Annotated in this window: 25 protein-coding genes and 2 pseudogenes; 13 read left to right on the plus strand and 14 right to left on the minus strand. The window is 73.3% G+C overall.

Translation table 11 applies throughout. The features are described 5' to 3' along the window. Positions 1-11 precede the first annotated feature (11 nt). Complete coding sequence (locus tag CKY47_RS09355) at positions 12-575, minus strand: hypothetical protein (protein WP_306745284.1); 564 nt, start codon at positions 573-575, stop codon at positions 12-14. Continuing rightward, a complete protein-coding gene (locus tag CKY47_RS09360; RefSeq protein ID WP_306745285.1) occupies positions 560-1,747 on the minus strand; it encodes a lytic polysaccharide monooxygenase in 1,188 nt (395 codons plus the stop codon). Before CKY47_RS09360 ends, CKY47_RS09355 begins: the two co-directional genes overlap by 16 nt. A 233-nt stretch (positions 1,748-1,980) precedes the next feature. Between CKY47_RS09360 and CKY47_RS09365 the strand changes: the two genes are divergently transcribed. After that, positions 1,981-2,853, plus strand: coding sequence for a PfkB family carbohydrate kinase (locus CKY47_RS09365; protein WP_306745286.1), 873 nt, complete (start codon positions 1,981-1,983; stop codon positions 2,851-2,853). 262 nt (positions 2,854-3,115) lie between these two features. Then, complete coding sequence (locus CKY47_RS09370; RefSeq protein ID WP_306745287.1) at positions 3,116-4,102, plus strand: C40 family peptidase; 987 nt, start codon at positions 3,116-3,118, stop codon at positions 4,100-4,102. On the opposite strand, the gene CKY47_RS09375 is transcribed toward CKY47_RS09370, so the two are convergent. The 5 genes from CKY47_RS09375 to CKY47_RS09395 form a co-directional block, all read right to left on the minus strand. Then, the gene (locus CKY47_RS09375) at positions 4,080-4,460 is read right to left on the minus strand and encodes a nitrogen regulation protein NR(II) (protein ID WP_306745288.1); all 381 of its coding nucleotides are present in this window, start codon (positions 4,458-4,460) and stop codon (positions 4,080-4,082) included. The genes CKY47_RS09370 and CKY47_RS09375 overlap by 23 nt on opposite strands. Beyond that, complete coding sequence (locus tag CKY47_RS09380; RefSeq protein ID WP_306745289.1) at positions 4,457-4,720, minus strand: hypothetical protein; 264 nt, start codon at positions 4,718-4,720, stop codon at positions 4,457-4,459. The genes CKY47_RS09375 and CKY47_RS09380 overlap by 4 nt, the downstream gene beginning before the upstream one ends. A gap of 219 nt (positions 4,721-4,939) precedes the next feature. Beyond that, complete coding sequence (locus CKY47_RS09385) at positions 4,940-5,668, minus strand: ATP-binding protein (protein WP_306745290.1); 729 nt, start codon at positions 5,666-5,668, stop codon at positions 4,940-4,942. Next, the gene (locus CKY47_RS09390) at positions 5,665-6,300 is read right to left on the minus strand and encodes a chemotaxis protein CheB (RefSeq protein ID WP_306745291.1); all 636 of its coding nucleotides are present in this window, start codon (positions 6,298-6,300) and stop codon (positions 5,665-5,667) included. Before CKY47_RS09390 ends, CKY47_RS09385 begins: the two co-directional genes overlap by 4 nt. Further along, complete coding sequence (locus CKY47_RS09395) at positions 6,204-6,611, minus strand: chemotaxis protein CheB (RefSeq protein WP_306745292.1); 408 nt, start codon at positions 6,609-6,611, stop codon at positions 6,204-6,206. The genes CKY47_RS09390 and CKY47_RS09395 overlap by 97 nt, the downstream gene beginning before the upstream one ends. Before the next feature lie 93 nt (positions 6,612-6,704). Here CKY47_RS09395 and CKY47_RS09400 point away from each other — a divergent pair, with 93 nt between their 5' ends. After that, positions 6,705-7,583 (plus strand): MerR family transcriptional regulator, encoded by an 879-nt coding sequence (locus CKY47_RS09400; protein ID WP_306745293.1) that lies wholly within the window; start codon positions 6,705-6,707, stop codon positions 7,581-7,583. Positions 7,584-7,633: 50 nt separating this feature from the next. Here the strand turns inward: CKY47_RS09400 and CKY47_RS09405 are convergent, their stop codons facing one another. From CKY47_RS09405 to CKY47_RS09415, 3 genes are all read right to left on the minus strand, one after another. Then, entirely contained in the window at positions 7,634-8,194 is a 561-nt protein-coding gene (locus CKY47_RS09405) for a sunset domain-containing protein (RefSeq protein WP_306745294.1), read from the minus strand. Between the two features lie 9 nt (positions 8,195-8,203). Continuing rightward, on the minus strand, positions 8,204-8,953 hold the full coding sequence (locus CKY47_RS09410; RefSeq protein ID WP_306745295.1) for an OmpA family protein: 750 nt from the start codon (positions 8,951-8,953) through the stop codon (positions 8,204-8,206). A gap of 443 nt (positions 8,954-9,396) precedes the next feature. Continuing rightward, entirely contained in the window at positions 9,397-10,050 is a 654-nt protein-coding gene (locus CKY47_RS09415; protein ID WP_306745296.1) for a hypothetical protein, read from the minus strand. Positions 10,051-10,167: 117 nt separating this feature from the next. Between CKY47_RS09415 and CKY47_RS09420 the strand changes: the two genes are divergently transcribed. Genes CKY47_RS09420 through CKY47_RS09430 form a run of 3 tightly spaced genes read left to right on the plus strand, consistent with a single transcriptional unit; the run spans position 10,168 to position 11,531 of the window. Continuing rightward, entirely contained in the window at positions 10,168-10,515 is a 348-nt protein-coding gene (locus tag CKY47_RS09420) for an ArsR/SmtB family transcription factor (RefSeq protein ID WP_306745297.1), read from the plus strand. After that, on the plus strand, positions 10,512-11,150 hold the full coding sequence (locus tag CKY47_RS09425; protein ID WP_306745298.1) for an SRPBCC family protein: 639 nt from the start codon (positions 10,512-10,514) through the stop codon (positions 11,148-11,150). Before CKY47_RS09420 ends, CKY47_RS09425 begins: the two co-directional genes overlap by 4 nt. 60 nt (positions 11,151-11,210) lie before the next feature. Further along, the gene (locus tag CKY47_RS09430; RefSeq protein WP_306745299.1) at positions 11,211-11,531 is read left to right on the plus strand and encodes a DUF3140 domain-containing protein; all 321 of its coding nucleotides are present in this window, start codon (positions 11,211-11,213) and stop codon (positions 11,529-11,531) included. A gap of 8 nt (positions 11,532-11,539) precedes the next feature. Here CKY47_RS09430 and CKY47_RS09435 read toward each other — a convergent pair. Continuing rightward, positions 11,540-11,869 (minus strand): annotated as a pseudogene (locus tag CKY47_RS09435) (NAD(P)/FAD-dependent oxidoreductase); the annotation flags it as partial. Positions 11,870-12,159: 290 nt separating this feature from the next. On the opposite strand from CKY47_RS09435, the gene CKY47_RS09440 reads away from it, so the two are divergent. Together CKY47_RS09440 and CKY47_RS09445 are read left to right on the plus strand one after the other, a co-directional pair. Further along, the gene (locus CKY47_RS09440) at positions 12,160-12,876 is read left to right on the plus strand and encodes an HAD family hydrolase (RefSeq protein WP_306745300.1); all 717 of its coding nucleotides are present in this window, start codon (positions 12,160-12,162) and stop codon (positions 12,874-12,876) included. Further along, positions 12,873-15,233 carry a glycoside hydrolase family 65 protein gene (locus CKY47_RS09445; RefSeq protein ID WP_306745301.1) on the plus strand — a complete coding sequence of 787 codons (2,361 nt, stop codon included), beginning with the start codon at positions 12,873-12,875 and terminating at the stop codon, positions 15,231-15,233. The genes CKY47_RS09440 and CKY47_RS09445 overlap by 4 nt, the downstream gene beginning before the upstream one ends. Before the next feature lie 34 nt (positions 15,234-15,267). Here CKY47_RS09445 and CKY47_RS09450 read toward each other — a convergent pair whose 3' ends face one another. Then, positions 15,268-16,227 carry a helix-turn-helix transcriptional regulator gene (locus CKY47_RS09450; RefSeq protein WP_306745302.1) on the minus strand — a complete coding sequence of 320 codons (960 nt, stop codon included), beginning with the start codon at positions 16,225-16,227 and terminating at the stop codon, positions 15,268-15,270. 63 nt (positions 16,228-16,290) lie between these two features. Between CKY47_RS09450 and CKY47_RS09455 the strand changes: the two genes are divergently transcribed. The 3 genes from CKY47_RS09455 (at position 16,291) to CKY47_RS09465 (ending at position 19,294) form a co-directional block, all read left to right on the plus strand. Beyond that, on the plus strand, positions 16,291-17,433 hold the full coding sequence (locus CKY47_RS09455) for an epoxide hydrolase family protein (protein ID WP_306745303.1): 1,143 nt from the start codon (positions 16,291-16,293) through the stop codon (positions 17,431-17,433). 332 nt (positions 17,434-17,765) lie between these two features. Next, entirely contained in the window at positions 17,766-17,984 is a 219-nt protein-coding gene (locus tag CKY47_RS09460; RefSeq protein WP_306745304.1) for a hypothetical protein, read from the plus strand. Positions 17,985-18,070: 86 nt separating this feature from the next. Beyond that, positions 18,071-19,294, plus strand: coding sequence for an ABC transporter substrate-binding protein (locus CKY47_RS09465; RefSeq protein ID WP_306745305.1), 1,224 nt, complete (start codon positions 18,071-18,073; stop codon positions 19,292-19,294). 351 nt (positions 19,295-19,645) lie between these two features. Here CKY47_RS09465 and CKY47_RS09470 read toward each other — a convergent pair whose 3' ends face one another. Continuing rightward, complete coding sequence (locus CKY47_RS09470) at positions 19,646-20,446, minus strand: hypothetical protein (protein ID WP_306745306.1); 801 nt, start codon at positions 20,444-20,446, stop codon at positions 19,646-19,648. A 341-nt stretch (positions 20,447-20,787) separates the two neighbouring features. Here CKY47_RS09470 and CKY47_RS36870 point away from each other — a divergent pair. Beyond that, positions 20,788-20,973 (plus strand): annotated as a pseudogene (locus CKY47_RS36870) (DUF2087 domain-containing protein); the annotation flags it as partial. Between the two features lie 53 nt (positions 20,974-21,026). On the opposite strand, the gene CKY47_RS09475 reads toward CKY47_RS36870, so the two are convergent. Then, on the minus strand, positions 21,027-21,845 hold the full coding sequence (locus CKY47_RS09475; RefSeq protein ID WP_306745307.1) for an aldo/keto reductase: 819 nt from the start codon (positions 21,843-21,845) through the stop codon (positions 21,027-21,029). Between the two features lie 216 nt (positions 21,846-22,061). On the opposite strand from CKY47_RS09475, the gene CKY47_RS09480 reads away from it, so the two are divergent. Continuing rightward, positions 22,062-22,991 (plus strand): NAD-dependent epimerase/dehydratase family protein, encoded by a 930-nt coding sequence (locus CKY47_RS09480; RefSeq protein WP_306745308.1) that lies wholly within the window; start codon positions 22,062-22,064, stop codon positions 22,989-22,991. Positions 22,992-23,001: the final 10 nt, after the last annotated feature.

Below are 23,001 nucleotides of genomic sequence, written 5' to 3' on the forward strand. Positions count from 1 at the left end.
CCTCCTCTTCCCTAGTGGTGGTGACCAGGGGGCTGCGCGTACACGCACCCCTCCGCCTCGGCGGGCACCGTGTGCCCCACCTCGTCGTCCGGTCCCACCGGTGTGCAGCGCAGGGTGTGCAGCCCCAGCAGCTCCAGGCCGAGCGTGCCGCTCAGCGCGAAGCCGTTGCCGAAGCCGAAGTCCGGGTCGTCGGAGACCTCTCCGCTCGACCTCGCGCCCTGCCAGGCCCGCTGGAAGTCGGCCAGCCGCTCGCGCTGGAAAACCACCAGCCCGAGCCGCTCGTAGGGCCCCGCCGAGCAGGTCGCCCACTCCGCCACGTACGGCGCGTAGAGCTCCGCGCGCAGCGGGCCGACGAACTCGGCGAACTCCTCCATCGAGCGCGGCACCGGTTCGCCGCACTGCCCGGTCTTCTCCTCCACCCACTCGGCCACCTGCTCCGGGGTGGCCAGCGGGGGTCCCAGGGCGTTGCCGGCCCCGAGGGGGGAGGCGGGGTCGGCCGCCGGGGAACAGGCGACCGACCCCACCAGGAGCGCGACCAGGGCCGCGCACCGCGCGAACATCACGCCGTGGCGCACGCGGCGCCGCCGAGGGTGAACGAGACCGGGTTGGCGGGCGTCCCCTGCGACGTCCCGTTGAACCCGAAGCTCACCGTCTGACCCGGCTGGATGTTCTGGTTCCAGCTCGCCCCCCTGGCCGTCGCCTTGCCGGACGCCACGGTCACGTCGGCCGACCACGCCTGGGAGATACCCTGGCCCGCCGGGACGTCCCAGGCCAGCTGCCAGCCGTTGACCGCGCTCGTGCCGGTGTTCTTCACCGACACGTTCGCGGTGAAGCCGCCGGACCAGCTGCTCGGCACGCTGTATGTCACCGAGCACGCGCCGGGCTCCTGGCCGCCACCGCCGGTCGTGGTGACCGAGACGACCGCCGACGGCGGTGAGGTGTTGCCCGCCGCGTCCCGCGCCACCACGTAGAACTGGTAGGCGGTGTTCGCGGTGAGGCCGGTGACCGAGGCGCTGGTGCCCGTGGACGTGGCGACCTGGACGTCGTTCGCGCCGGCCTCGCGGAAGACCTGGTACGAGCTGACGCCGACGTTGTCGGCCGCCGCGCTCCAGCTCAGCTGGACGGAGGTGGACGACGCGCTCGCGGTGGGCGTGCCGGGCGCGGACGGCGCCTGCGTGTCACCGCCGGAGCCGCCGGAGAAGATCACGTCCGAGCAGCTGTAGAAGGCCTCGGGGCTGTCGCTGCGCTGCCAGATGGAGTAGATGACGTGCCGACCCGACTTGTTCGGCAGGGTGCCGTTCCACGAGTACTCGCCGCTGCCCAGCGGCGGGTTGGTGATGCTGTCGAACGGCACGGGCTCCAGGTCCGACCACTTCAGCGGCTGCGTGACGTCGAAGCCGTCCTTGGTGACGTACTGGTCCCACGTGCCGGGGTGCGGCGCCCACGCGTTGTACTTGAACGTGATCGGCGCGCCCGCGCGCAGCGTCGTGGTGGGCCAGTCGGAGCGGGTCAGGTTGTAGGCGTCGTACTTGGTGGTCGGCCCGCACAGGTCGCCGTCGGCGATGATCTCGCGGTGCTTGCCGCCGGCCAGGCTGATCAGGTTGCCGTACCAGTCCCACAGCGGCTGCTTGCCGCCGATCTGGACCGCGGCGACGCACGCCGGGTTGGTCGGGTTCAGGTCGCCGCCGCCACCACCGATCCTGCCGTCCTCGTAGCAGGCGAAGGTGCGGCTCGGGGGGAAGGTCATCGACCCGTGCGCCACCGCCGTACCGCTCTGGACGAACACACTGGTGAAGCCGACGACGCCGAGCGCGGCAACGGCCAACGCCCCAAAGCGCTTGAGTCGCAAGGTCTCTCCTTCAGATCGACGGTGATCTGGTGGGCACGGGACTGGGAGCGCTCCCAGAAACACGATTGCACCACCGGTGACCGCCCGTCAACGATCCGTTTCATTTGGCGCCCGCCGGGTACGGATCGACCATGCGGATCGCGGTGGTCGGCCAGATAGCCCGTGACCTGGTGCTCGTGGTGCCGGAGGTGCCCCCGGCCGGGGGTTCGGCGACGGTGTCGGAACGGCGCGAAATGCTCGGCGGCAAGGGCGCCAACATCGCCCGGAACGCCGTCGGACTGGGCGCGACGGCCGCACTCGTCGGCGTCGTCGGGGACGACCGGGACGGCGACCTGCTGGTGCAGCGGCTGTCGGCGGACGGCGTAGCGGTGGACGCGGTCGTGCGGCGCACCGCCACCCGGACGGCCCTCGTGGTCGACGTGGTGCACGACGGCCACTACCGCTACCTGGAGGACATCCCCCCGGCGTGCCTGCTGACCCCGGCGGACGTCACCGCCGCGGCGGCCGCCCTGGCCGCCGCCGACGCCGTGGTGCTCCAGTTGCAGCAACCGGGGGACGCCTGCCTGGCCGCCGCCCGCGCGGCCGGTGGTCTGATCGTCCTGGACGGCGTACCCGACTCGGGAACCGACGAACTCCTCGCCGCGGCCGACGTGGTCCGCGCCGACCACCGGGAAGCCGCCCTCCTGACCGGCCGGGAGATCACCGCGGTCGACGACGCCGTGGAGGCCGGCCGGGCCCTGCTGGCCCGGGGCCCGTCCACCGCCGCCCTGGAGGTCCCCGGCGAGGCGAACGTCCTGGTCTGGCGGGACGGTCACGCGGCGATCCCCCTGACCGCCGAGCACGTGGTGGACACCACCGGCGGCGGCGACGCGTTCGTGGCCGCCCTGACCGTGGCCCTCCTGGAGGGCGACACCCCGGAGGAAGCGGGCCGCAAGGCCACCCGGGCCGCGGGCCAGACCGTGACCCACCCGGGCGGCCGAACCACCCTCACCCGCGAGTCGTAACCCCACCCCGCGCGAGTCGTAAGTCCAGCCCCCGGGAGTCGTACGTTCAGGCCGGGCGAGTCCAACGCTCAGGAGCCGTGTGTTCTTCACTCGCAAGTAAAGAACTCAGGGGGCCTGAGCGTTGGACTCGCCCGGCCTGAACGTACGACTCGCGTGAGGGCTGGGGCTGGTGGACGTGCGCGGGGTTGTTCCGTAACCTGTCCGCGACTTGCCCGTGTAACCCGTTCGGGGCATTGCCGGCTTCCAGGAGGATCGCGCGACCGTGGCGTCGAACCCCGCTCTGCGCGCCGTCCGCGCGGCCCTGGCGGTCACGGCCGCCGCCGCGCTGGTCGGTTCCCTGCCCATCCACCAGGCCGCGGCCGACCCGGCGGCGGACGCGCTCAAGAGGTACACCGACCTCGCCCACGAGGCGGAGGCCCTCAACGAGGAGCACCTGCGGGCGCAGGACGACCTGTCCAACGCCCAGGGCGCGCTGGACCAGGCCAACCGCGACCTCGCGGCGGCGCAGCAGGCCCAGGAGGCGCTGCGCGGCCAAGTGGACCTGCTCACCGAGGCGTCGTTCGAGGGGGCCCGCTTCAACCAGTTGTCGGCACTGCTGGTCAGCGACTCGCAGCAGGATTTCCTCAACCGCATGTCCGCGCTCGGCGTGCTGGCCGGCGACAACGCCGAGGCGCTCGAAGGGCTCGGCGCCGCGGTGGACGGCGCGAACGACGCGGCCCGCCGCGCGGTCGAGGCCACCGACACCGCGAACCAGGCGATCGCCGAGATCGACCAGCGCAAGGCGGCCCTGGACGGCCAGATCGACGAGGCCCGCGAGGCGTACCGGGCACTGAGCCCGGCGCAGCGCGCCGCGCTGAACAACGCGGGCGACATGAGCCGCATCGACGTGCCGCCGGGCCAAGCCGGTCAGGCGCTGGCGTTCGCGCTCGGCGAGCGCGGCAAGCCGTACGTCTTCGGCTCGAACGGCCCGAACACGTGGGACTGCTCCAGCTTGATGCAGGCGGCCTACCGCTCGGTGGGCATCGCGATCCCGCGCACCACCTACGGGCAGGCCACGATCGGCCGGTCGGTGGCCCGCAACGACGTGCGGGCCGGCGACCTGGTCATCTACTACTCGGGCCAGACGCACGTGGCGATGGCGATCGACGGGCTGCGCGCCGTGCACGCGTCCACCGAGGGCGTGCCGGTGAAGATCCAGGACATCGAGTCGATCGGACCGGTGGACGTCATCCGCCGCGTGGTCGGCTGAGCCCGTCCTCTGGGCCCGTCCTCTGGGCCCGCTCAGCCCTCTGCTCCATCACCAGGATCGCGCCGTTGGGCTCGCCCGCGTTGGAGCGCAGCGAACTGCACACCACGCGCACGACCACGTCGCGCCCCTTGCGGTCGACCGCGTCGACCTCCAGTCCGGTCATGAACGAGGCGTCGCCCAACGCCGGGCGCACGACCGGCCGCAACTCGGCCACGGGCAGCCCGATGTTGAGGTTCAGCAGGTGCTCGCCCCGCGCCTCGTCCTGCCGCACACCCCACACGATGACCCGCACCTCGGGGTCGAGCACGATCACACCGGCCCGCAGCGACGTCAGGACGGACTCCGGGAACTCGTTCACCTGGTCCAGCTCAAGGGTGCGGTCCGGAGCACGTCGTTGATCGTCCGGAGCTCGTCGTCGGTGGACTGGAGCTCCTCGTTCGCGGTCTCCGGTTCCTCCACAGTGGACTGGAGTTCCTCGTAGGCCGACTCCAGCTGCTGGTTGGCGCACTCCAGGTCGTCGAGCAGCCGGCGGGCCGTGGTCACGTCGTCGAACACGATCGAGATGCCGATGACGGTGCTCTCCGGGCCGACCAGGGGTTCAGGTGCACCTCGAACCACACCGGGTCGCCTCCGGGCCGGCAGCACCTCGTCCCGCAGGTAGTCCCACGCCTCCGCGTCGCGGAAGAAGCTCGTGACGTTGATCAGGATCGTGTTGAACAGCGCGTTGAACTCGTCGGCGTTGACCTGGAGGTGGTCGATCGAAGTCCTCGTCGGGCACCGCGATCTCGCTCACGCCGGGAACGCTACCCGGCGACACGGCGCGGTCCGTGCCAGGCGTCACCCCAGCACCGCCCACACCACCTTCCCGCCCGAGGGCCACGGGGAGCACCCCCACACCCGGCTCAACCGGGCCACGATCGTGATGCCGACGCCAGTCGGCGGTGTGGTGCGGGAGTCCGGTTCCCTGGGGTGTTCGGTGCTGTCGTCCCGCACCGCGATGGAGAGCCGGCCGCTCCGGTACTCCAGCCGCACCACGGGAGCGGACTCGGCGTGCCGCACCGCGTTCTCCACGAGTTCGGTCACCACGGTCACGGCGTTGTCCTCCAGGTGGCCGAGCCCCCAGCGCGCGCACGCGTCGCGGACGAACTGCCGGGCGACGAGCGCGCCGACGAGCGAGTCGGGCAGCTGGATCTCGTCGCGCCTGCGCTCGGGCGGCGCGCCGACGGCGTCCAGCGCGGCCGCCAGGGTCGTGAAGGCGGGCACCATGCGGCTGGCCGCGGGGCTCGCCAGGAACTGGCGGTACCCCGTCGATTCGCCGACCAGCAGCAGGGGCACGCCGGGCCACTCGGCCAGCCGCGTCCACACCGTGGTGAAGATCGACATGAACACGGGCGTGGCGCACCGGAACCCGTCGTCGAGGCGGGCGACGATCGCGGTCGGCCCGTCCGCGGCGCACTTGAGCAGCCTGTCCCGCAACTCCCGGTAGGACGTCAAATCGAGCAGGCCCGAGGGGCGGACCACGGCGGCGCCGTCGACCTCGGAGACCTCCAGCGCCACCGTGGTCACGGTCCCGCCTCCGCGTTCGCCTCGGTCCGCTGGTAGCGCCGGACCAGTAGTTCCGCGCCGCGCTCCACGGCGTCCTGGCGCATCCGCCTGGCCAGGCCCGCCTTCGCCCCCAGGGTGCGCAGGGCCGTCCGCAGCGCCTTCTCCAAGGTGACGCCCTGGGCGTCCAACAGCGCCTCCGCGGTCCAGGCGTGGCCCACCTGGCACCGGAACCGCTTGGGCACGACGTCCGGCTCGACCAGGTTGCCCTGGCAGTCGGGGCCACTGAAGTTCGAGGGGTGGCCCATCGAGACCACCTCGTCGGCGTGCGTGGCGACGCCTGAAGAGGCGACGGCTGTCTCGCGGCGCGCCAGGTCGGGGGGTTCGTCACCTCGTCGCACCTCCTGCCCCACGCACTCCCGCAGCAGCGCGCCCATCTTCGCCACCGACAGCACGTGGTCCACGTGGGTGTTGCGGAGGACGCTGGCGGGCATCCCGTCGAACAGCGCTTCCTCCGGGTCCTGCACGAGCGCGAGGCCACCGCGGTTGACGATGCTGATCATGCCCGCGGTGCCGTCGTCCAGGGTGCCGGACAGGACGACGCCGATGGTGCCCGCGCCGTGCGTGGCGGCGGCGGAGCGGAACAGCGCGTCCACGGCGGGTCGGTGGCCGTTCTCTGTGGTTCGTGGGAGAGGTGGATCCGCCCGTCGATCACGATCAGGTGGTGGTCGGGCGGGGCGACGTGCACCCGGCCGGGGCGCAGCGCCATCCCGTGGGAGGCCGTGACGGCGGGCAGCGGACCGCTCCGGTCGAGGATTCCCGACAGGGCGCTCGTGCCGCCCGCGGGCAGGTGGAGGGCCACGGCGACGGCCGCGTCCAGGTCTGCGGGCAGCCCCGCGGTGAAGGAACGCAGCGCTTCGACCCCGCCCGCGGAAGCACCGACGACGATCAGGTCGCGCGTTGGCATCTGCTCACCTCGATCGGTGGATAACCCACCTCCGCCCAGCGTACTCACGGCTGCTTTCGTTTCAGAAGCGGTGCGCGCGGGTAAGGTGATCGAATGCGCGGCCCGGTGGAGCAGTGGAGCCCCGGCGCGGTGGCACGGATGCTGGGGATCTCCCCCACCACGCTCCGCACCTGGGACCGCCGGTACGGCCTCGGCCCCTCCTCCCGTGAGGAGGGCAAGCACCGCCGGTACAGCGGCGAGGACGTCTCCCGCCTGCGCAGGATGCTCGAACTCACCGGCCAGGGCATGGCCCCGGCCGCCGCCGCCGCCTCCGCGCTGGGCGCCGCACAGCCACCCGGCCGGCCGCGTGCCGGTGGCGGTCCGCGGGCCATCGCCGTCGACTCGGCGGAAGGTCGCGGGTTCGCGAGGGCCGCGGCACGTCTGGACGCGGCCCTGATGAGCACCCTGGCCGCGGAACTGGTGGAGCGGCACGGGGTGGTGGCGGCGTGGGAATCGGTGCTGGTGCCCTTCCTCGTCGCCCTCGGCGAGCGCGTCGCGGCCCAGGGGCGGGGCGTCGAGATCGAGCACCTGGCGACCGCCGGGATCGCCGGAGTGCTGCGCGCGTCCCCGGTCGCGCCGGTGCGGGGGCGACTGCCCGCGTTGCTGGCGTGCGCCCCGGAGGAGCAGCACAGCCTGCCGCTGGACGCGTTGGCCGCGGCACTCGCCGAGCGCGACCTGGCCTCCCGCAACCTGGGTGCGCGGGTGCCCGCCGAGGCGCTGCTCGACGCGGTGACCCTGTTGTCCCCCGCTTCGGTGGTCGTGTGGGCGCACTCCCGTCCGCACGCCGAAGCGGCGCCGGTGGCCGAACTGACCTCCCGCGGGCACGCGGTGCTGGTCGGCGGGGCGGGGTGGGACGAGGTCCCCACGAGTGCGCGCCGGTTGGGTTCGTTGAGCGAGGCGGTGGCGGTCGTCCTCGAGTTGAACCGGCTCTGAAGCCGGCCGGGGATCGGGGGCTCGCGGGTCCGCCGGGGTCGGTCCGCGGCTCATCCGGCCGACGCGCGGCTCTCCTCCCTGGCGGGCGTGCGCGTCCTCGACGCGCCGGGCGTCCTGCGCGTCCCCGGCGCCCTCTGCACGCCGGAGGTCTTGGCCGACTTGGCGGTCGTGGAGTTCCTGGCCGCGTCAGGGGTCCCGGACGTCCTGGGCGTCCTGGGCGTCTTGGGCGCCCATCGCGTGTACCCGGCCCGTTCCGCCTCGGCGGCGGAGCGGAACACCACGTCGCCCTTCATCCGCTTGAAGTACGGCGACTCGGCGGTGTGGAAGATCCTGGACTTGGAACTGCCCTTGACCTCGAACTCCCCCGTCGGCGCCCGGTCCGGCTCGTCCACGGCGCGCCGGGCACCCGGCTCGGGGAGGACGACCGACTCCTCGACCCGCTCCCCCGTCGGCGCGGGCGGCAACGCGGCTCGCACCGGCCGCACGACCGCCGACCTGACCTGCGCGCGCAGGTCGCGGATGACGGCGCGCAGTGGCAGCCAGGTGAGCGCCGCGCCCGCGATGAACGCGGCCGTGCACAGGACGAACGTCTGCGTGAAGAACCACACCACGTGCCACTCCTACTTGCTTGTTCGAGCCTGCTCTTGCCTGTCTTGCCCTTGCCGTCCCACCCGGTCCAGCGCGACCTGCTGCGGGGTGGAGCGCGGATCGGGGTCGCGGAGGAGGACGTCGACCTGGCGTGCGGAGGGTTCCGCCCCCTCGGACACCGGGTCGACGGAAGCCGACAGCCCGATCCGGTCGGGTCGCACGCCCTGGGCGACGAAGCGGTCGCGCACCGCGCAGGCGCGGGCGGTCGCCGGCGCCTCGGCGTCGGGGTGTTCGGCCGAGGCGTGGCCGACGAGCGCGATCGCGGTCCGGGGTGCGACGAGCAGGAGCCGTCCGACGCGGTCGACGAGCACCGGTCCGTGCCCCTGCCGGGTGGCCGCCCCCGGTTCGAACCGGAACCCCCCGTCGCCCTCCACCATGGCGGTGATCGAGCGCCGCGACGCGGTGAGGTCCACCGCGCTCCACGCCGTCGACGCCTCCCGCACCCGGTCGCGATCGACGGGCATCCGTTCGCCACCGGGGGTGATCAGGTCCGTCCCCCGGACAGAGGCGGTGCCGGCGCGGACCGCGTCCACCAGCGCGAGCCGTTCACCGTCGTCCGTCGCGCCACCGCTGAGCACGACCTCGTCACCGCGCGGCAGGACGACGAACCGCCCTGCCGCAGGTGCCGCGGCCCCCTCGACACCACCGACCTGCCACGCGCGTGCCCCGACCGCCGACGCCGCGAGGAGACCGGGCACCACCAGGGCGCCGACGAGCCACACTCGCCAAGGACGGGATGTCAGCACCGGGCGTTACTACCCGAACGCAGGCCGCGGATTCCACCGGCCAAACCCGTATCCGCATGACCTGCTGAAGCAATTCACCTGACCAGGTGACCCATATGCCGGGGTCTCACCGTGGCGTGGGTGGACGCGCGAGCACGTGGGTGGTGGGGCAGGCAGGCGGCGCGGGCACGTGGGCGGCGCGACGAGCTGCGCGTGGGCGACCTGCGCTCGCGTGGCCGGCGGCGGCGTGGCCGGCGGCGGGCAGCGGCAGCTGGGCTGCGGGGTGTGGTCGGGCGGGTGGTGCGGCCGGGCGGGTGGTGGGCGGTGTCGGTGGTGGTCTCGGGGTCCGCTTCTCTCAACCGAGTGGCGAGGGGCCGATTTCGTACACATCCAGGCCGATGATCACCTGATCGTGTCCGCAGTCGTCACGTCAGTGCTGGTCAGGCGGCTTTCGGCTTGGGCATGCTGCCCTGCTTGCACCCGCACCTGCTGCACACCGGGTGGGCCGGGACCTGGATGTCCGCCAGCAGCTTGCGGGAATCCTCGAAGGTGGGGGCCTTCTGCCCGGGCACCAGGAGGCTGTCCAGGACCTCCTGCCTGCGCCTCGCCAGCTCGCGCGAGCGCTCGACCGGGTCCTTCAGCCTGGCCCGGACGCGTTCCCTGGACTGCTCGCGGGCCAGCGTGCCCGCCGCGCTCAGCTGCCGCGCGGGCCTCGGCTGGGTCAGGCGGGCGTTCCGGCGGTTGATGCGCCACCACGCGCCCAGGGTCATGCCCGCCACCGGGGGGCGCGCTCTGCGCGCGCCCCCCTGCCACCACGACCGCAGGCGCGCACGGAGGAAGTCGTGCGCCACCTGGTCGCGGCTCCTCGGGCTGCCCTGCCTCGTGCCGTCCGGCCTGCGGTCGACCGCCGCCAGCAGGGCATCGACGCTCCACCCCTCGTGGAACCAGGGCTCGACGACGCCGCGCAGTGCCGCGCGGTTCGCATCGGGCCAGGTCGCACGCAGGCAGAACGCCTCGACCGCCGTGTCGATCTCGGCGTCGGTCTCGGGGATGACACGGCCGGGCCACTGACGGGGATCGAGTCGAACACGCATCGCACAGCTCCCTTCGAACGCGTACCGAACATCCGTTCGAGATAGTGCCACCGACCACCGACAATTTTCGAGTACTAAGACTTGACTTATATAAGTAAGTACTTAAAACTCCTGGTCGTGCACGCATTCGACGTACTGGGCGATCCGGTCCGTCGCCGCATCCTGGAGCTGCTCGCGGACGGCGAGCAGCCCTCGGGCGCGGTCACGGAGGTGGTCCGCCGGGAGTTCGGCATCTCGCAGCCGGCGGTCTCCCAGCACCTCCGCGTGCTGCGCGAGAACGGCTTCGCCCGCGTCCGCGCGGAGGGCACCCGGCGCCTCTACGCGGTGGACGACCGGGGCCTGCGCGAGGTGGACGAGTGGCTCGACCGGTTCCGCCGGTTCTGGAGCGGGCACCTCGACGCCCTGGCCACCGAACTCGCGCGCGGCAAGCGCGAGAGACGACTGCAGCAGGAGGACGGACAGTGATCGAGTTCGCCGAGCACCTCAAGGCGATCCACCGGGAACTCGCGAAGGAGGACGGGCAGGTCGTCGGCGTGCGCCTGACCCGGACCTACGACGCGACGGCCGAGGACGTGTGGGACGCGGTGACCGACCCCGCGCGGCTGCGGCGGTGGTTCCTGCCGGTGAGCGGTGACCTGCGGGAAGGCGGTGACTTCCAGCTGGAGGGCAACGCCGGCGGGGACATCCTCGCGTGCGAGCCGCCCAGGCGGCTGCGGGTGACGTTCGGCGGTGAGACGTCGATCGTCGAGGTCCGCCTGGTGCCCGAGGACGGCGGCGGGCGGACGACGCTGGAGCTGGAGCACACCGTTCCGCCGGAGATGGCGGCGGGCGGCGCGGGCGCGCTGTACGTCGGCCCCGGGTGGGACGGCGGCCTGCTCGCCCTGGGGCTCCACGTCGGCGGCGAGGTCGGGGAGGACCACGACCCGGTCGCGGCGGCCGACTCGCCGGCGACGCAGCGGTTCAACCTCTCGTCGATCGGGCTGTGGACGGCCGTCGTGGAGGAGGCCGGGTCGTCGTCGGCGGAGGACCTCGCCGCCGCCGTCGACGTCGCCGAGGCCCAGTTCGCGCCCGACGTCGACCGGGCGGGCGGGGCGCCGTGAGGGGGTGACAGCGGCCCGGCCCGGGTTTCGGCCGGCGGGCCGGCGGCAACCCGAGCCGCCATGACCGACACCCTGTGGGACGAGTTCCACCACGTCGTGAACATGACCTCGAACGAGCTGGAGGACTGGTTGCGCACCCGGTCCGCCGACGAGCGGAGCGAGGAGCTGCCCGACCAGGCCGGCACGCCCACCGGGCAGGACGTGCTGCGGGTGCTGCGCAAGCGCCGCACCGACCTGACCACCGAGGACGTGAAGGTGATGCGCAAGGTCGTGGACCGGGTGCGCGAGCAGCGCCGGGACGACCTGGAGCCCACGGCGGGCGAGGCGCACTGGCGGCACCGGCTGATGTCGATCGGGCACGACCCCCTCAAGCCCGCCTGACGGAGCCCTCAGGGGGAAGGGGACGGGACCCGCTCCGCGTCCCCCAGCCGCACGCCCGCCTCCGGGACCAGGCCGAACCGGCCGACCTGGCGGCGACCCGGCAGGTCGGTGAGCCAGTCGACGGCCACCCGCAGCCGGTTGCCCGGCATGGCGATCAGGTGGTAGCCCTTCGCGACGGCCTTGGCGGGCAGCCCGGTGAGCGGCACGTGCAGCGGGTCGGCGACGGCCTGCCCGCCACCCAGGTCGACCACGAACCCCAGGTCGCGGTGCCGGTACCGCCCGGCGGTGCCGAACCCGAGGGACGCGGCGACGTTGCGGCCCGCCAGCTTGCCCTGGCGGGTGCGCGGCAGCGTGGGCCGCAGCGGCACGGCGACGCGCCGGGGGTCGAGGCTGCCGCCCGCGACCTCGGGCAGCAGCGGCACGTAGAGCATGTAGTCGGTGGGGTTGACGGCGACCAGGTCGGCGGCGTCGGGGGGCAGGGCGCGCTCCAGCGCGCGCAGGCAGTGGTAGCCCGCGAAGCCCGTCCCGACGACCAGCACCCGCGGCGTGCCCATGGTGGTCCCTCCGGCGCAACGGTGAACGATCGGGCCGACGGGTACCCCGCACCGGAAGGGGGTAGACACGGGACATGCCCCTGGGACTGCCGGACTCGATCACCGCCTGCCTCTTCGACCTCGACGGCGTGCTCACGAGCACGGCCGTCCTGCACCGCCGCGCGTGGAAGCGCACGTTCGACGACCTGTTGCGCCTGCGCGGCGAGCCGCTGTTCACCGAATCGGATTACGCGAGGTTCGTGGACGGGCGCCCGCGCTACGACGGCGTGCGCGAGTTCCTGGCCTCGCGGGGCATCACGCTGCCGGAGGGCGCGCCCGAGGACCCGCCGGACGCGGCGACCGTGCACGGTGTGGGCAACCTCAAGAACGACCTGCTGGAGGCGATCCTCCGGCACGAGGGGGTCACGCCGTACCCCGGCACGGTGCGCTACCTGGAGGCGGCGCGGGCGGCGGGTCTGGCCATCGGGGTGGTGACGTCGTCGGCGAACGCGGAGAAGGTGTTGGACGCGGCGGGGTTGACCGGGTTCGTGCAGGCGCGGGTGGACGGCGTGGTGATCGCGCGCGACGGGTTGAAGGGCAAGCCCGCGCCGGACTCGTTCCTGGTGGGCGCGCGGCTGCTGGGCGTGGAGCCGGCGCGCGCGGCGGTGTTCGAGGACGCGCTGGCGGGCGTGCGGGCGGGCCGCGCGGGCGGCTTCGGGCACGTGGTGGGCGTGGACCGGGCCGGGCAGCGCGACGAGCTGCTGCGGCACGGCGCGGACGTGGTGGTCGACGACCTGGCGGAGCTGCTGTGAGCGGCTGGGAGGTCCACCCGTGGCGGCTGCGGTGGAACGGGCTGTCGGTGGACCAGCTCAGGCGGACCGAGTCGATCTTCGCGTTGTCCAACGGGCACATCGGGATGCGCGGCACCCTGGACGAGGGTGAGCCGCGCGGCCTGCCCGGCACCTACCTGAACGGGTTCTACGAGGAGCACTCCCTGCCGTACGGGGAGTCGGGTTACGGCTACCCCGAGGCGGGGCAGACGGTCGTGAACGTCACCGACGGCAAGGTGATCCGGCTGCTGGTGGAGGACGAGCCGCTGGACATGCGGTACGGCCGGGCGCACCGGCACTGGCGCGAGCTGGACTTCCGCTCCGGCACGATGCGCCGGCACACCCGGTGGGAGTCGCCGACGGGCAAGCGGATCACGGTGCGCACCGAGCGGCTGGTGTCGCTGACGCAGCGGGCGGTCGCGGCGATCCTGTACGAGGTGGAGGCGGACGAGGCGGTGCAGCTGGTCGTGCAGTCCGACCTGCTGGCCAACGAGCCGGTGGAGCACGACAGCGACGACCCGCGGGTGGCGGCGGCGCTGGAGGACCCGCTGGTGGCGGAGTTCGCGCACGCCGACGGCTACCGGGCGGTGCTGGCCCACCACGCGCGCAACTCGCAGCTGCGGATGGCGGCGGGGATGGACCACGAGCTGGTGACCGAGGACGGCCTGCGCACCGAGATCCGCGCCGAGGGCGACCTGGCGCGGTTCACGGCGGCGGTGGACGTGCCGGCGGGCGGGAAGCTGCGGCTGGTGAAGTACCTGGGGTACGGCTGGTCGGCGAAGCGCTCGGTGCCGGCGCTGCGCGCGCAGGTGGAGGCGGCGATCGCGGGCGCCCGGCAGACCGGGTGGGACGGTCTGCTGGCCGAGCAGCGGCGGTTCCTGGACGACTTCTGGGAAGCGGCCGACATCGAGGTCGAGGGCGACGACGAGCTCCAGCAGGCGTTGCGGTTCGCGCTGTTCCACATCATGCAGGCGGCGGTGCGCGGCGAGACCCGGGCGATCCCCGGCAAGGGCCTGACGGGGCCGGGCTACGACGGGCACGCGTTCTGGGACACGGAGATGTTCGTGCTGCCGGTGCTGGTGCACACGCTGCCGGAGGCGGCCCGGGACGCGCTGCGGTGGCGGCACTCGACGTTGGACAAGGCCCGGGAGCGGGCGGCGGTGCTGGGGCAGGCGGGCGCCGCGTTCCCGTGGCGGTCGATCAACGGCGCGGAGTGCTCGGCGTACTGGCCGGCGGGCACGGCCGCGTTCCACGTGTCCGGGGACGTGGCGCACGCGGTGGCGCAGTACGCGCACGCGACGGGCGACCGGGCGTTCGAGCGGGAGGCGGGCGCGGAGATCCTGGTCGAGACGGCGCGGCTGTGGCGGTCGTTGGGGCACCACGACCAGCACGGCGGGTTCCGCATCGACGGCGTGACGGGGCCGGACGAGTACTCGGCCGTGGTCGACAACAACGTCTACACCAACCTGATCGCCCAGGAGAACCTGCGGGAGGCCGCGGCGGCGGCCGAGCGGAACCCGGACGTGGCGGAACGGCTGGGCGTGACGCCGGAGGAGCTGGCGGCGTGGCGCGCCGCGGCGGACGGGATGCTGGTGCCGTTCGACGACCTGCTGGGCGTGCACGAGCAGTCCGAGGGGTTCACCTCGCACGCCGCGTGGGACTTCGAGGGGACGGACCCGGACGAGTACCCGCTGCTGCTGAACCGGCCGTACTTCGACCTGTACCGCAAGCAGGTGGTGAAGCAGGCGGACCTGGTGCTGGCGATGCACGTGCGCGGTGACGCGTTCACGCCGGCGCAGAAGGCCCGGAACTTCGCCTACTACGAGGCGCGGACGGTGCGCGACTCGTCGTTGTCCGCGGCCACGCAGGCGGTGCTGGCGGCCGAGATCGGAGCGCTGGAACTGGCCTACGACTACCTGGCCGAGGCGGCGTTCACCGACCTGCACGACCTGCACCACAACGTCCACAACGGACTGCACATGGCGTCGCTGGCGGGCGCGTGGATCGGTCTGGTGGCCGGGTTCGGCGGGATGCGCCACCACGACGACGGGCTGTCGTTCGCGCCGAGGCTGCCCCCGGGGCTGGAGCGGATGGCGTTCCGGATGGCGTTCCGGGGCACGCGGCTCGCGGTGGAGGTGCGGCCGGGCGAGGTCACGTACCGCGTCATCGCCGGTGAGGCCCTGCGCATCACGCACCACGGCGAGCCGGTGCTGGTCGAGCCGGACGGCCCGGTGGTGCGGTCCACACCGGACGTGCCGGAGCCGCCCGAGATCCGCCACCCGGCGCACCGGGCCCCCGTGCGGCGCGTGCCGCCGGGGAAGCGGGCGAGCGGGGGTTAGGGCCCGTCCGGGAGTCCGTCACCGCGCACCGGGTTCACGTGGACGCGCCACCGGCCGCGCGGCGGAACCTCGTCGCGAGGCGGTCGAACGCCACCGCGAGCCCGTCCCCGTCGATCACCTCGATGTCGACGTCGAGCTGTGCCACCCACAGCGCGAGCCGGTCCGGGTCGTCGGAACCCAGCTCGACGCGGCACGTGGACTCGTCGACCGCCTCGACGTCGACCGGGATGGGGATCTTCGCGACGACCTCCGCGGCGGGAGCGTGCACGAGCACCCGGGCGCGGTACTTCCAGGCCCCCTTGCCGACGCGTCCGACGACGTACTCGACGGCGTTGTCCCCCGGGACCGCGCGCGGCCGGAACCGCGCACCCGTCGGTGTGCGCGGTTCCATGCGGTCGACGCGGAAGACCCGCCAGTCGTCGCGGTCGAGGTCCCACGCGAGCAGGTACCAGAGCGCTCCCCAGGTCACCAGCCGTTGCGGTTCGGCGTGGCGCGCCTCTTCGTCGCCGCCGGGTTTCGTGTACCCGAACCGGAGCCGTTCGCGGCCGCGGACCGCGGCAGCGACCGCGCCGAGGGCCGAGAGGTCGAGCGGCGGCTCGACCCCCGGGACGACGCTCGTCGCCTCGCGCACCGCCTCCACGCGCCGGCGCAGGCGCGAGGGCAGCACCTGCTCCAGCTTCACGAGCGCGGTGAGCGACGTCTCCTCGACGCCGAGCCTCCGGGTCGCGACCACACCGAGGCCGACCGCGACGGCGACGGCCTCGTCGTCGTCGAGCAGCAGCGGGGGCATCGCCGTCCCGGCGGCCAGCCGGTAGCCGCCCGCGACGCCGGGGCGCGCGTCCACGGGGTACCCGAGCGACCGCAGCCTGCCGATGTCGGCGCGCACCGTCCTCGTGCTCACCCCGAGCCGGCCGGCGAGTTCGGAGCCGGTCCAGTCCCGCTTGAGCTGGAGCAGCGACAGCATTCCGAGCAGACGGGCCGAGGTCTCCACCACGTTCCCGATCGTGCCGGCAATCGAGGAAGCAGGTCTTCCGCGTTGTCCGGGAGGGTCGGTGGCATGAACGAGGACAACGCACTCGCACCGTTCCGCGTCGACGTCTCGCAGGCGGACGTCGACGACCTGCGCGACCGACTGGCACGCACGCGCCGGCCGATCCCCGTGCCGGGTCGGGACGATCGCACCGACTTCAGCCGCGGCATCCCGCCGGTGTACCTGGAGGAGCTCGCCGAGTACTGGCGCGACGGGTTCGACTGGCGCGCGCAGGAGGAGAAGCTCAACCAGCACGAGCAGTTCACGACGGTCGTCGACGGCCAGACGTTCCACGTCGTCCACGCCCGATCGGCGAACCCGGGGGCCACCCCGCTGATCCTGAACCACGGCTGGCCGGGGTCGTTCGTCGAGTACCAGCGACTCCTCCCGCTGCTGACCGACGAGTTCCACGTGGTCGTCCCGTCCCTGCCCGGCTTCGGGTTCTCCACCCCGTTGTCGGGGACCGGCTGGGAACTGGCGCGGACGGCGGAGGCCTACGCCGAGATCATGACGCGTCTCGGCCACGAGAGGTTCGCGGCCCACGGCACCGACATCGGTGCGGGCACCACCGGCCGCCTGGCGGCGCTCCACCCGGAGCGCGTCATCGGCACGCACATCGGCTGCGACCCCCGGTTGCTCGGGTTCGTCGGCGACGAGTTCCCCTGCCCCGACGACCTGTCCGACGACGAGATCGCCCGGATCGAGGCGGTGCGCACGGAGGTCGCGGCCGAGCGCGGGTACCTCGAGGTGCAGAACCACCGTCCCGACACGATCGGCGCGGCGCTCACCGACTCGCCGGTCGGTCAGCTCGCCTGGATCGCCGAGAAGTTCAAGACCGGGACCGACGGCGCCCACCGGACACCGGACGAGTCGGTCGACCGCGACCAGCTCCTCACGAACATCAGCCTGTACTGGTTCACCCGCAGCGGCGCGTCGAGCGCGCAGTTCTACTACGAGGGCGAGCACTCCGGACTCGACTGGTTCACGGCCTCCGGCGTGCCGTCCGGGTGGGCCGTGTTCGACACCGACCCGCTCGTGCGCCGCGTGATGGACCCGTCGGGGTCGATCGGCCACTGGAGCGAGTTCACCGAGGGCGGTCACTTCCCCGCGATGGAGGAGCCGCAGTTGCTCGCGGACGACATCCGCAGCTTCTTCCGCGGCATTTCCTGACCCGTCGACGGGGGGATGGGGCGCCCGGCCGGACCCTGGGGGGTGGAGCCCGGCCGGGACTTGTCGGCGGCCTGGGGGGCGGTGGCCGCCTACGCCCTCATCGTGTGCGGGGGTACCCCCGTTACGCCGGTCCCAACCCCCCGGGACGGGGCCGGTCCGGCGTTCCGGGTCGTTCCGGGGCCGGTCTCGCGGAGGGCTCACACCGTCCACAGAGGTCACGTGCCGGAACACGACATGATCTCCGCATTAGTGCGGGCGCGACGCGCGGATATGTAACCCACAGGAGTGAGAGGGGCAGCGCCGGGGCCGCCGGCCGGACAGGATTCCGTGGCGTGAGCTCAACACCGATCTACGACGAGTTGGCGGCCACCTACCTCGCCGACCTCACGCCCGTGGACGCCGCCGGGGCCGCCGGGACGACCGAGGCCGCCACCGCCGCTCCCGGGACCGCCGGGGCCGGGGAGCCGGCGGGGTCCGGGACGCGGGTTCCGCCCGTCGCGGCCCCCGACCGGACGGCCCGCCCGAGGGCGACCGCCCGGAGCGAGGTCTGAACCACCGATCTTGACACCGCCTCACGCAGCGGAGTAGGACGGCTCCAGTCCGTAGACCAGGGCGCTTACCCCGAAGGGTGGAGCGAATGCGTGGACGAGCACTGCTCGCGGTCGCCACACTGCTCACCGCCACAGCGTGTACGGCGGAACAGGTCAACCCGCCGGAACAGGTGACCCTCACCTGGTGGGACTACCTCAACCACTCCCCCATGGCCGACCAGGCCGTCGACCACCTCCTCGCCCGCTACCAGCAGGAACACCCCGGTGTCCAGGTCCGCCGCACCTCGCTGTCGCCCGACGAGTTCGAGGCCAAGCTGGTCGAGGCCACCACCGCCGGCACGTTCCCCGACATCGCCGCCGTGGACACCGCCGACGTGCCGCGCCTCGCCGCGCGGAACGCCCTCGCCGACCTCACCCCCCGCTTCGACGACTGGGCGCTCAAGGAGCGCTTCCTCGACCCGGTGCGCGAGGGCGCCACCCACGACGGCCGGTTCTACGGCGTCCCCCTGCGCACCACCACCACCGCGCTGATCCACAACCGCGGGCTGTTCGCCGCCGCGGGCGTGGCCGTGCCGCCGGTGACGTGGGAGGAGCTGCGGGTGGCCGCGAGGACGCTGACCGCGCCGGACCGCGCCGGCCTGTGCTTCCCCGGCGAGGGCGACGACCTGACCACCACGTTCCTGCCGTTCCTGTGGCAGGCGGGCGGCGATGTCGCGTCCGTCGGCGACCCGGCGGGCGTCACCGCCCTCACCTACGTCGACCAGCTCGTCAACACCGACCGCAGCGCGCCCGCCGAGGCGCTGACCTGGACCGCCGCCGACGCGGTCGGGCGGTTCGCGCAGGGCCGCTGCGGCATGCTCATCGGCGGCCCGGAGGCGGTCCCCGAACTGAACCAGGCGGGCCTGGACTGGGCCGCGTCGCCGCTGCCCGGCGGCCGGGCGGGCACGGCCGCGCCCCTGGGCGGCGAGGTGTGGGTCGTCGGGCGCGGCAGCAAGCAGGCCGACCGTGCGTGGGACCTGCTGACGTGGCTCGCCGAGGAACAGGACAACGCCACCGAGTTCGGCGGCGGCCTCGGCGCGCTGCCCAACCGCACGGACACCCTCGACGACCTGGCCTGGCAGTGGGACCCGAACGTGACGGGGTTCGTCGAGCAGCTGCCCACCGTGCGCGCCCGCACCACCTACGGCCCGGAGTACCCGCGCATCTCGGAGGCCATCAGCACCATGGCGGCGCGGGTGCTCACCCGCGAGCGCGACCCGGCCGGGGCGAGCGCGGACGCGGCCGCGACCATCGGGCCGCTGCTGCGCTGAGCCGCCCGCGTTGCACCACAAGGGGGAACGCCAGGCAGCACCAAGGGGGTAACGCGACACGGCCGAGGATGGCCGAACGACCGCGGGGTAACCCGCCGTCATGCGGAACGAGGCTCCGGCGGGCGACAAGCGGGGAACGGCCAAGGCGGCGACGTCGTCGTTCAGCCGCGTCCAGGCCCTCGCGTTCGTCGTCGGCGCGCTCCAGGTCGTGCTCGCCTGCGTGCCGTTCCTGCCCATGCACGAGGGCACCAACCACACCCTGTACGTGTGCACCGGCGTGGCTGGTGTCCTCGCGTCGTCGCGGCACACCCGCGCCCGCCTCTACGGTGTGGCGCTGGTGCTGCTCTACGGTCAGCTGTTCATCAGCGACGCGGCGGAGACCGGCCCCCTCGGGCTGCCCACGCTGGAGACGCTGGCGTACGGCCGCGCGGCCCTGGCCGGTCTGGTGATCGCGCTGATCCCGGCGTTCAAGCGGCGGCGGTAGTCGCCGGCGGTCATCGTGCCGTCGGGGTGGAACCGCAGCTTGTCGTCGGGGCTGCGCGCGATCGACTCGAACATCGCGCGGTCGGAGCGGGTGGTGGGCTTCCAGTACATGTGCGCGCCGTGCGTGACGGCCATGTCCAGCGACATCATCGTCGCGACGGCCCGGTCGTAGCGGCGTCCGCTCAGCGGCCGGCCGCCGGAGGCGCGGATGTCGAACACGTCGTGGTCGCCGGTCAGCGGGCGCAGCGCGCCCCGGCGGTCGTAGCCGTGCACGACGCCCCCGCGAACCAGGTACTCGCCGCGCCGCTCGAACGCGGCCATCTTGTCCCGCAGGGCGTCGTACTCGACGCGCCGCTGGTCGAACCGGCGCAGCAGCCGGTCGGTGAGGTCCGCCGGGGGTAAGGCCGGGTGGAAGTAGCCGACCAGGCCGCGGTGGTGCGGCGCGGCGCCCAGCCGCACGTCCAGGTCGTCGATGGTCTTGGCCTTCACGGCCTCCGGTTTGGGCAGCGCGCCGCGGCGCAGCCACGCCACCGCGTGCGGGTTGGTGCCCCGCACGTCGATGACCAGGTCCTGCTCCGCGGCGACCTGCTGGAACTTGCGGGCGTTCTCCACGGGCATGCCGAAGACCGGCTCCACGGAGGCGAGGGGGAAGAGGTGATCAGTGGGCACGGCTAATAAGGTCCGCCCGAAATGGGCGTGCACCGCGTCGCCCTCTCCGGTTGACTCGGGACGTGACCCCTGACTTCCTCGTGGGACTGCTGGCCGAGCCCGATCGGCTGCGCGTCGCGGCGGCCCTCGTGCTGGGCGCGCGCACGGCGGGCGACGTGGCGGCGGCGACCGGCCTGGACGACCGGCGCGTGGAGCACGGCCTGCGCAGGCTGCGGACGGCCGGCCTGGTCGTGACCGACGGTTCCGGGCTGCGGCTGCGCGAGGAGCTGTTCAAGGAGGCCACCCTGGTCGAGCAGGCGAACCGGGTCGCGGAGGACCCGTTCGTGCGAGGAGGGCGGCTGGTGAAGCTCCCCGCGCAGCGCGGACGCAGGCGGGCCGTGCTCGAACGGCTGAGCACGGCGTTCGAGCCGGGTAGACGTTACCCCGAGCGCGAGGTGGCGGAGGTGCTCGGGCGGTGGTGCGCGGGCGGCGAGGTCGACCACGTGACCGTGCGCCGGTACCTGGTGGACGAGGGTCTGCTCAGCCGGGCGACGGCGTGTACTGGCGTTCGGGCGGCCCGGTCGAGGTGTGAGCCCCGGTCTCAGCCGAAGGTGTCGGGGTCCGGGCCGGTGCGCTCGCCGCGGTCCAGGGTGGAGATCCGCTCCACGTCGTCGTCGTCCAGTTCGAAGTCGAACAGGGCGAAGTTCTCCGCGATGCGGCTCGGCGTGACCGACTTGGGGATCACGACGTTGCCGAGCTGCACGTGCCACCGCAGGACCACCTGCGCGGGCGTCCTGCCGTGCTTCCCGGCGATGGAGGTGATCACCTGCTCGCCCAGCAGGCCGCCGCCCCTGGCGAGCGGGCTCCACGCCTCGGTGGCGATGCCGTGCTCGGCGTGGAACGCGCGCAGCCCGGTCTGCTGGAGGTAGGGGTGCAGCTCCACCTGGTTCACCGCGGGCACCTGGCCGGTGGCCTCGACGATCCGCTCCAGGTGGGCGGGCTGGAAGTTGGACACGCCGATCGCGCGCACCCGGCCGTCGGCGAGCAGCGTGCCCAGCGCGCGCCAGCTGTCGACGTAGCGGTCCTGCTCGGGCGCGGGCCAGTGCACGAGGTACAGGTCCACCCGCTCAAGGCCGAGTTCGCGGGCACTGGCGTCGAACGCGCGCAGCGCCTCGTCGTAGCCCTGCTCGGAGTTCCACAGCTTGGTGGTGACGAACAGCTCGTCGGCGGGGATGCCCGAGTCGGCCAGGGCACGGCCGACCGGCGCCTCGTTGCCGTAGGCCGCGGCGGTGTCGATGCTGCGGTAGCCGACCCGCAGGGCCTCGGTGACCGCCGCGTGGGTGTCCTCAGTGGACACCTGGAAGACGCCGAAGCCGAGCTGCGGCATCCCGACGCCGTTGTTCAGGGTGATGGTCCTCATGCCGCACCATGATGCCCGCTGCCGACCGTTCCCACGTGGTGGACGGCGTCGACCCCGACCGCGACGGCGGTCGACCCGCCGCACCACCTGTGGCTCGGGGCGCCCTCGCCGATCGATCCGGTCACGCACCGCGTTCACCTGCGCCGATGCCGACACCTGCGGGTGCTGTCCGAGAACCCGGTGGTTACCGCCGCTTCTCCCGGGTAGGCCAAGCGCATGGCATTCGAACGCGCGGTGGTGACGGGCGGGGCCGGGTTCCTCGGGTCGCACGTGTGCGAGGCGCTGCTCAAGCGCGGCACGCGGGTCGTGTGCGTGGACGACTTCTCGACCGGGTCGTTGGACAACCTGCCCGACGACGACCCGCGCCTGGGCGTCGCGGTGATGGACGTGGCCCGGCCGCTGGACCTGCTCGGCGACGTCGACCTGGTCCTGCACCTGGCGTGCCCGGCGTCGCCCGCCGACTACCTGCGCGATCCGATCGGGACGCTCAAGACCGGCGGTTTCGGCACGCTGCACGCCCTGGAGCTGGCGCAGCGCAAGGGCGCGCGGATCGTGGTCGCCTCCACCAGCGAGGTGTACGGGGACCCGCTGGAGCACCCGCAGCGCGAGACGTACTGGGGCAACGTCAACCCGATCGGCCCGCGCAGCACCTACGACGAGGCCAAGCGGTTCGGTGAAGCGCTGACCAGCGCGTTCCTCCGCGAGCACGGGACCGACGCGGGCATCGTGCGGATCTTCAACACCTACGGCTCGCGGATGCGCCCGCACGACGGCCGGATGGTGCCGACGTTCTTCCGGCAGGCCTTGGCCGGCGAGCCGCTGACCGTGCACGGCGACGGCTCGCAGACCCGGTCGCTGTGCCACGTGGACGACCTGGTGCGCGGCTTGCTCTCGATGGCCGACGCCGACCACGCGGGCCCGGTGAACCTGGGCAACCCGGAGGAGGTCACCGTGCTGGAGGTGGCCCACCGGATCATCGCGATCACCGGCAGCGACTCCGAGGTCCGGCACGTCGAGCCGATGGCCGACGACCCGCGCCGCCGCCGCCCCGACATCACGCTGGCCCGCGAACTGCTCGGCTGGCAGCCCGAGATCCCGCTGGACGAGGGGCTGCGGCGGTCGTTCGACCGGCACCTCGTCGGGTAGCACCCCACCC

The sequence above is a fragment of the Saccharothrix longispora genome, assembly GCF_030852425.1.
Classification (GTDB): domain Bacteria; phylum Actinomycetota; class Actinomycetes; order Mycobacteriales; family Pseudonocardiaceae; genus Actinosynnema; species Actinosynnema longispora.

Bases quoted from the DNA above. Each gene is read 5' to 3' on its own strand.
- CKY47_RS09400 (WP_306745293.1), top strand. From the start codon at position 6,705: ATGCGCGGCCCGGTGGAGCAGTGGAGCCCCGGCGCGGTGGCACGGATG.
- CKY47_RS09440 (WP_306745300.1), top strand. From the start codon at position 12,160: ATGCCCCTGGGACTGCCGGACTCGATCACCGCCTGCCTCTTCGACCTC.
- CKY47_RS09365 (WP_306745286.1), top strand. From the start codon at position 1,981: ATGCGGATCGCGGTGGTCGGCCAGATAGCCCGTGACCTGGTGCTCGTG.
- CKY47_RS09360 (WP_306745285.1), bottom strand. From the start codon at position 1,747: ATGACCTTCCCCCCGAGCCGCACCTTCGCCTGCTACGAGGACGGCAGG.
- CKY47_RS09395 (WP_306745292.1), bottom strand. From the start codon at position 6,611: ATGCCAACGCGCGACCTGATCGTCGTCGGTGCTTCCGCGGGCGGGGTC.
- CKY47_RS09475 (WP_306745307.1), bottom strand. From the start codon at position 21,845: ATGAGGACCATCACCCTGAACAACGGCGTCGGGATGCCGCAGCTCGGC.
- CKY47_RS09455 (WP_306745303.1), top strand. From the start codon at position 16,291: ATGAACGAGGACAACGCACTCGCACCGTTCCGCGTCGACGTCTCGCAG.
- CKY47_RS09480 (WP_306745308.1), top strand. From the start codon at position 22,062: ATGGCATTCGAACGCGCGGTGGTGACGGGCGGGGCCGGGTTCCTCGGG.
- CKY47_RS09430 (WP_306745299.1), top strand. From the start codon at position 11,211: ATGACCGACACCCTGTGGGACGAGTTCCACCACGTCGTGAACATGACC.
- CKY47_RS09415 (WP_306745296.1), bottom strand. From the start codon at position 10,050: ATGCGTGTTCGACTCGATCCCCGTCAGTGGCCCGGCCGTGTCATCCCC.
- CKY47_RS09465 (WP_306745305.1), top strand. From the start codon at position 18,071: ATGCGTGGACGAGCACTGCTCGCGGTCGCCACACTGCTCACCGCCACA.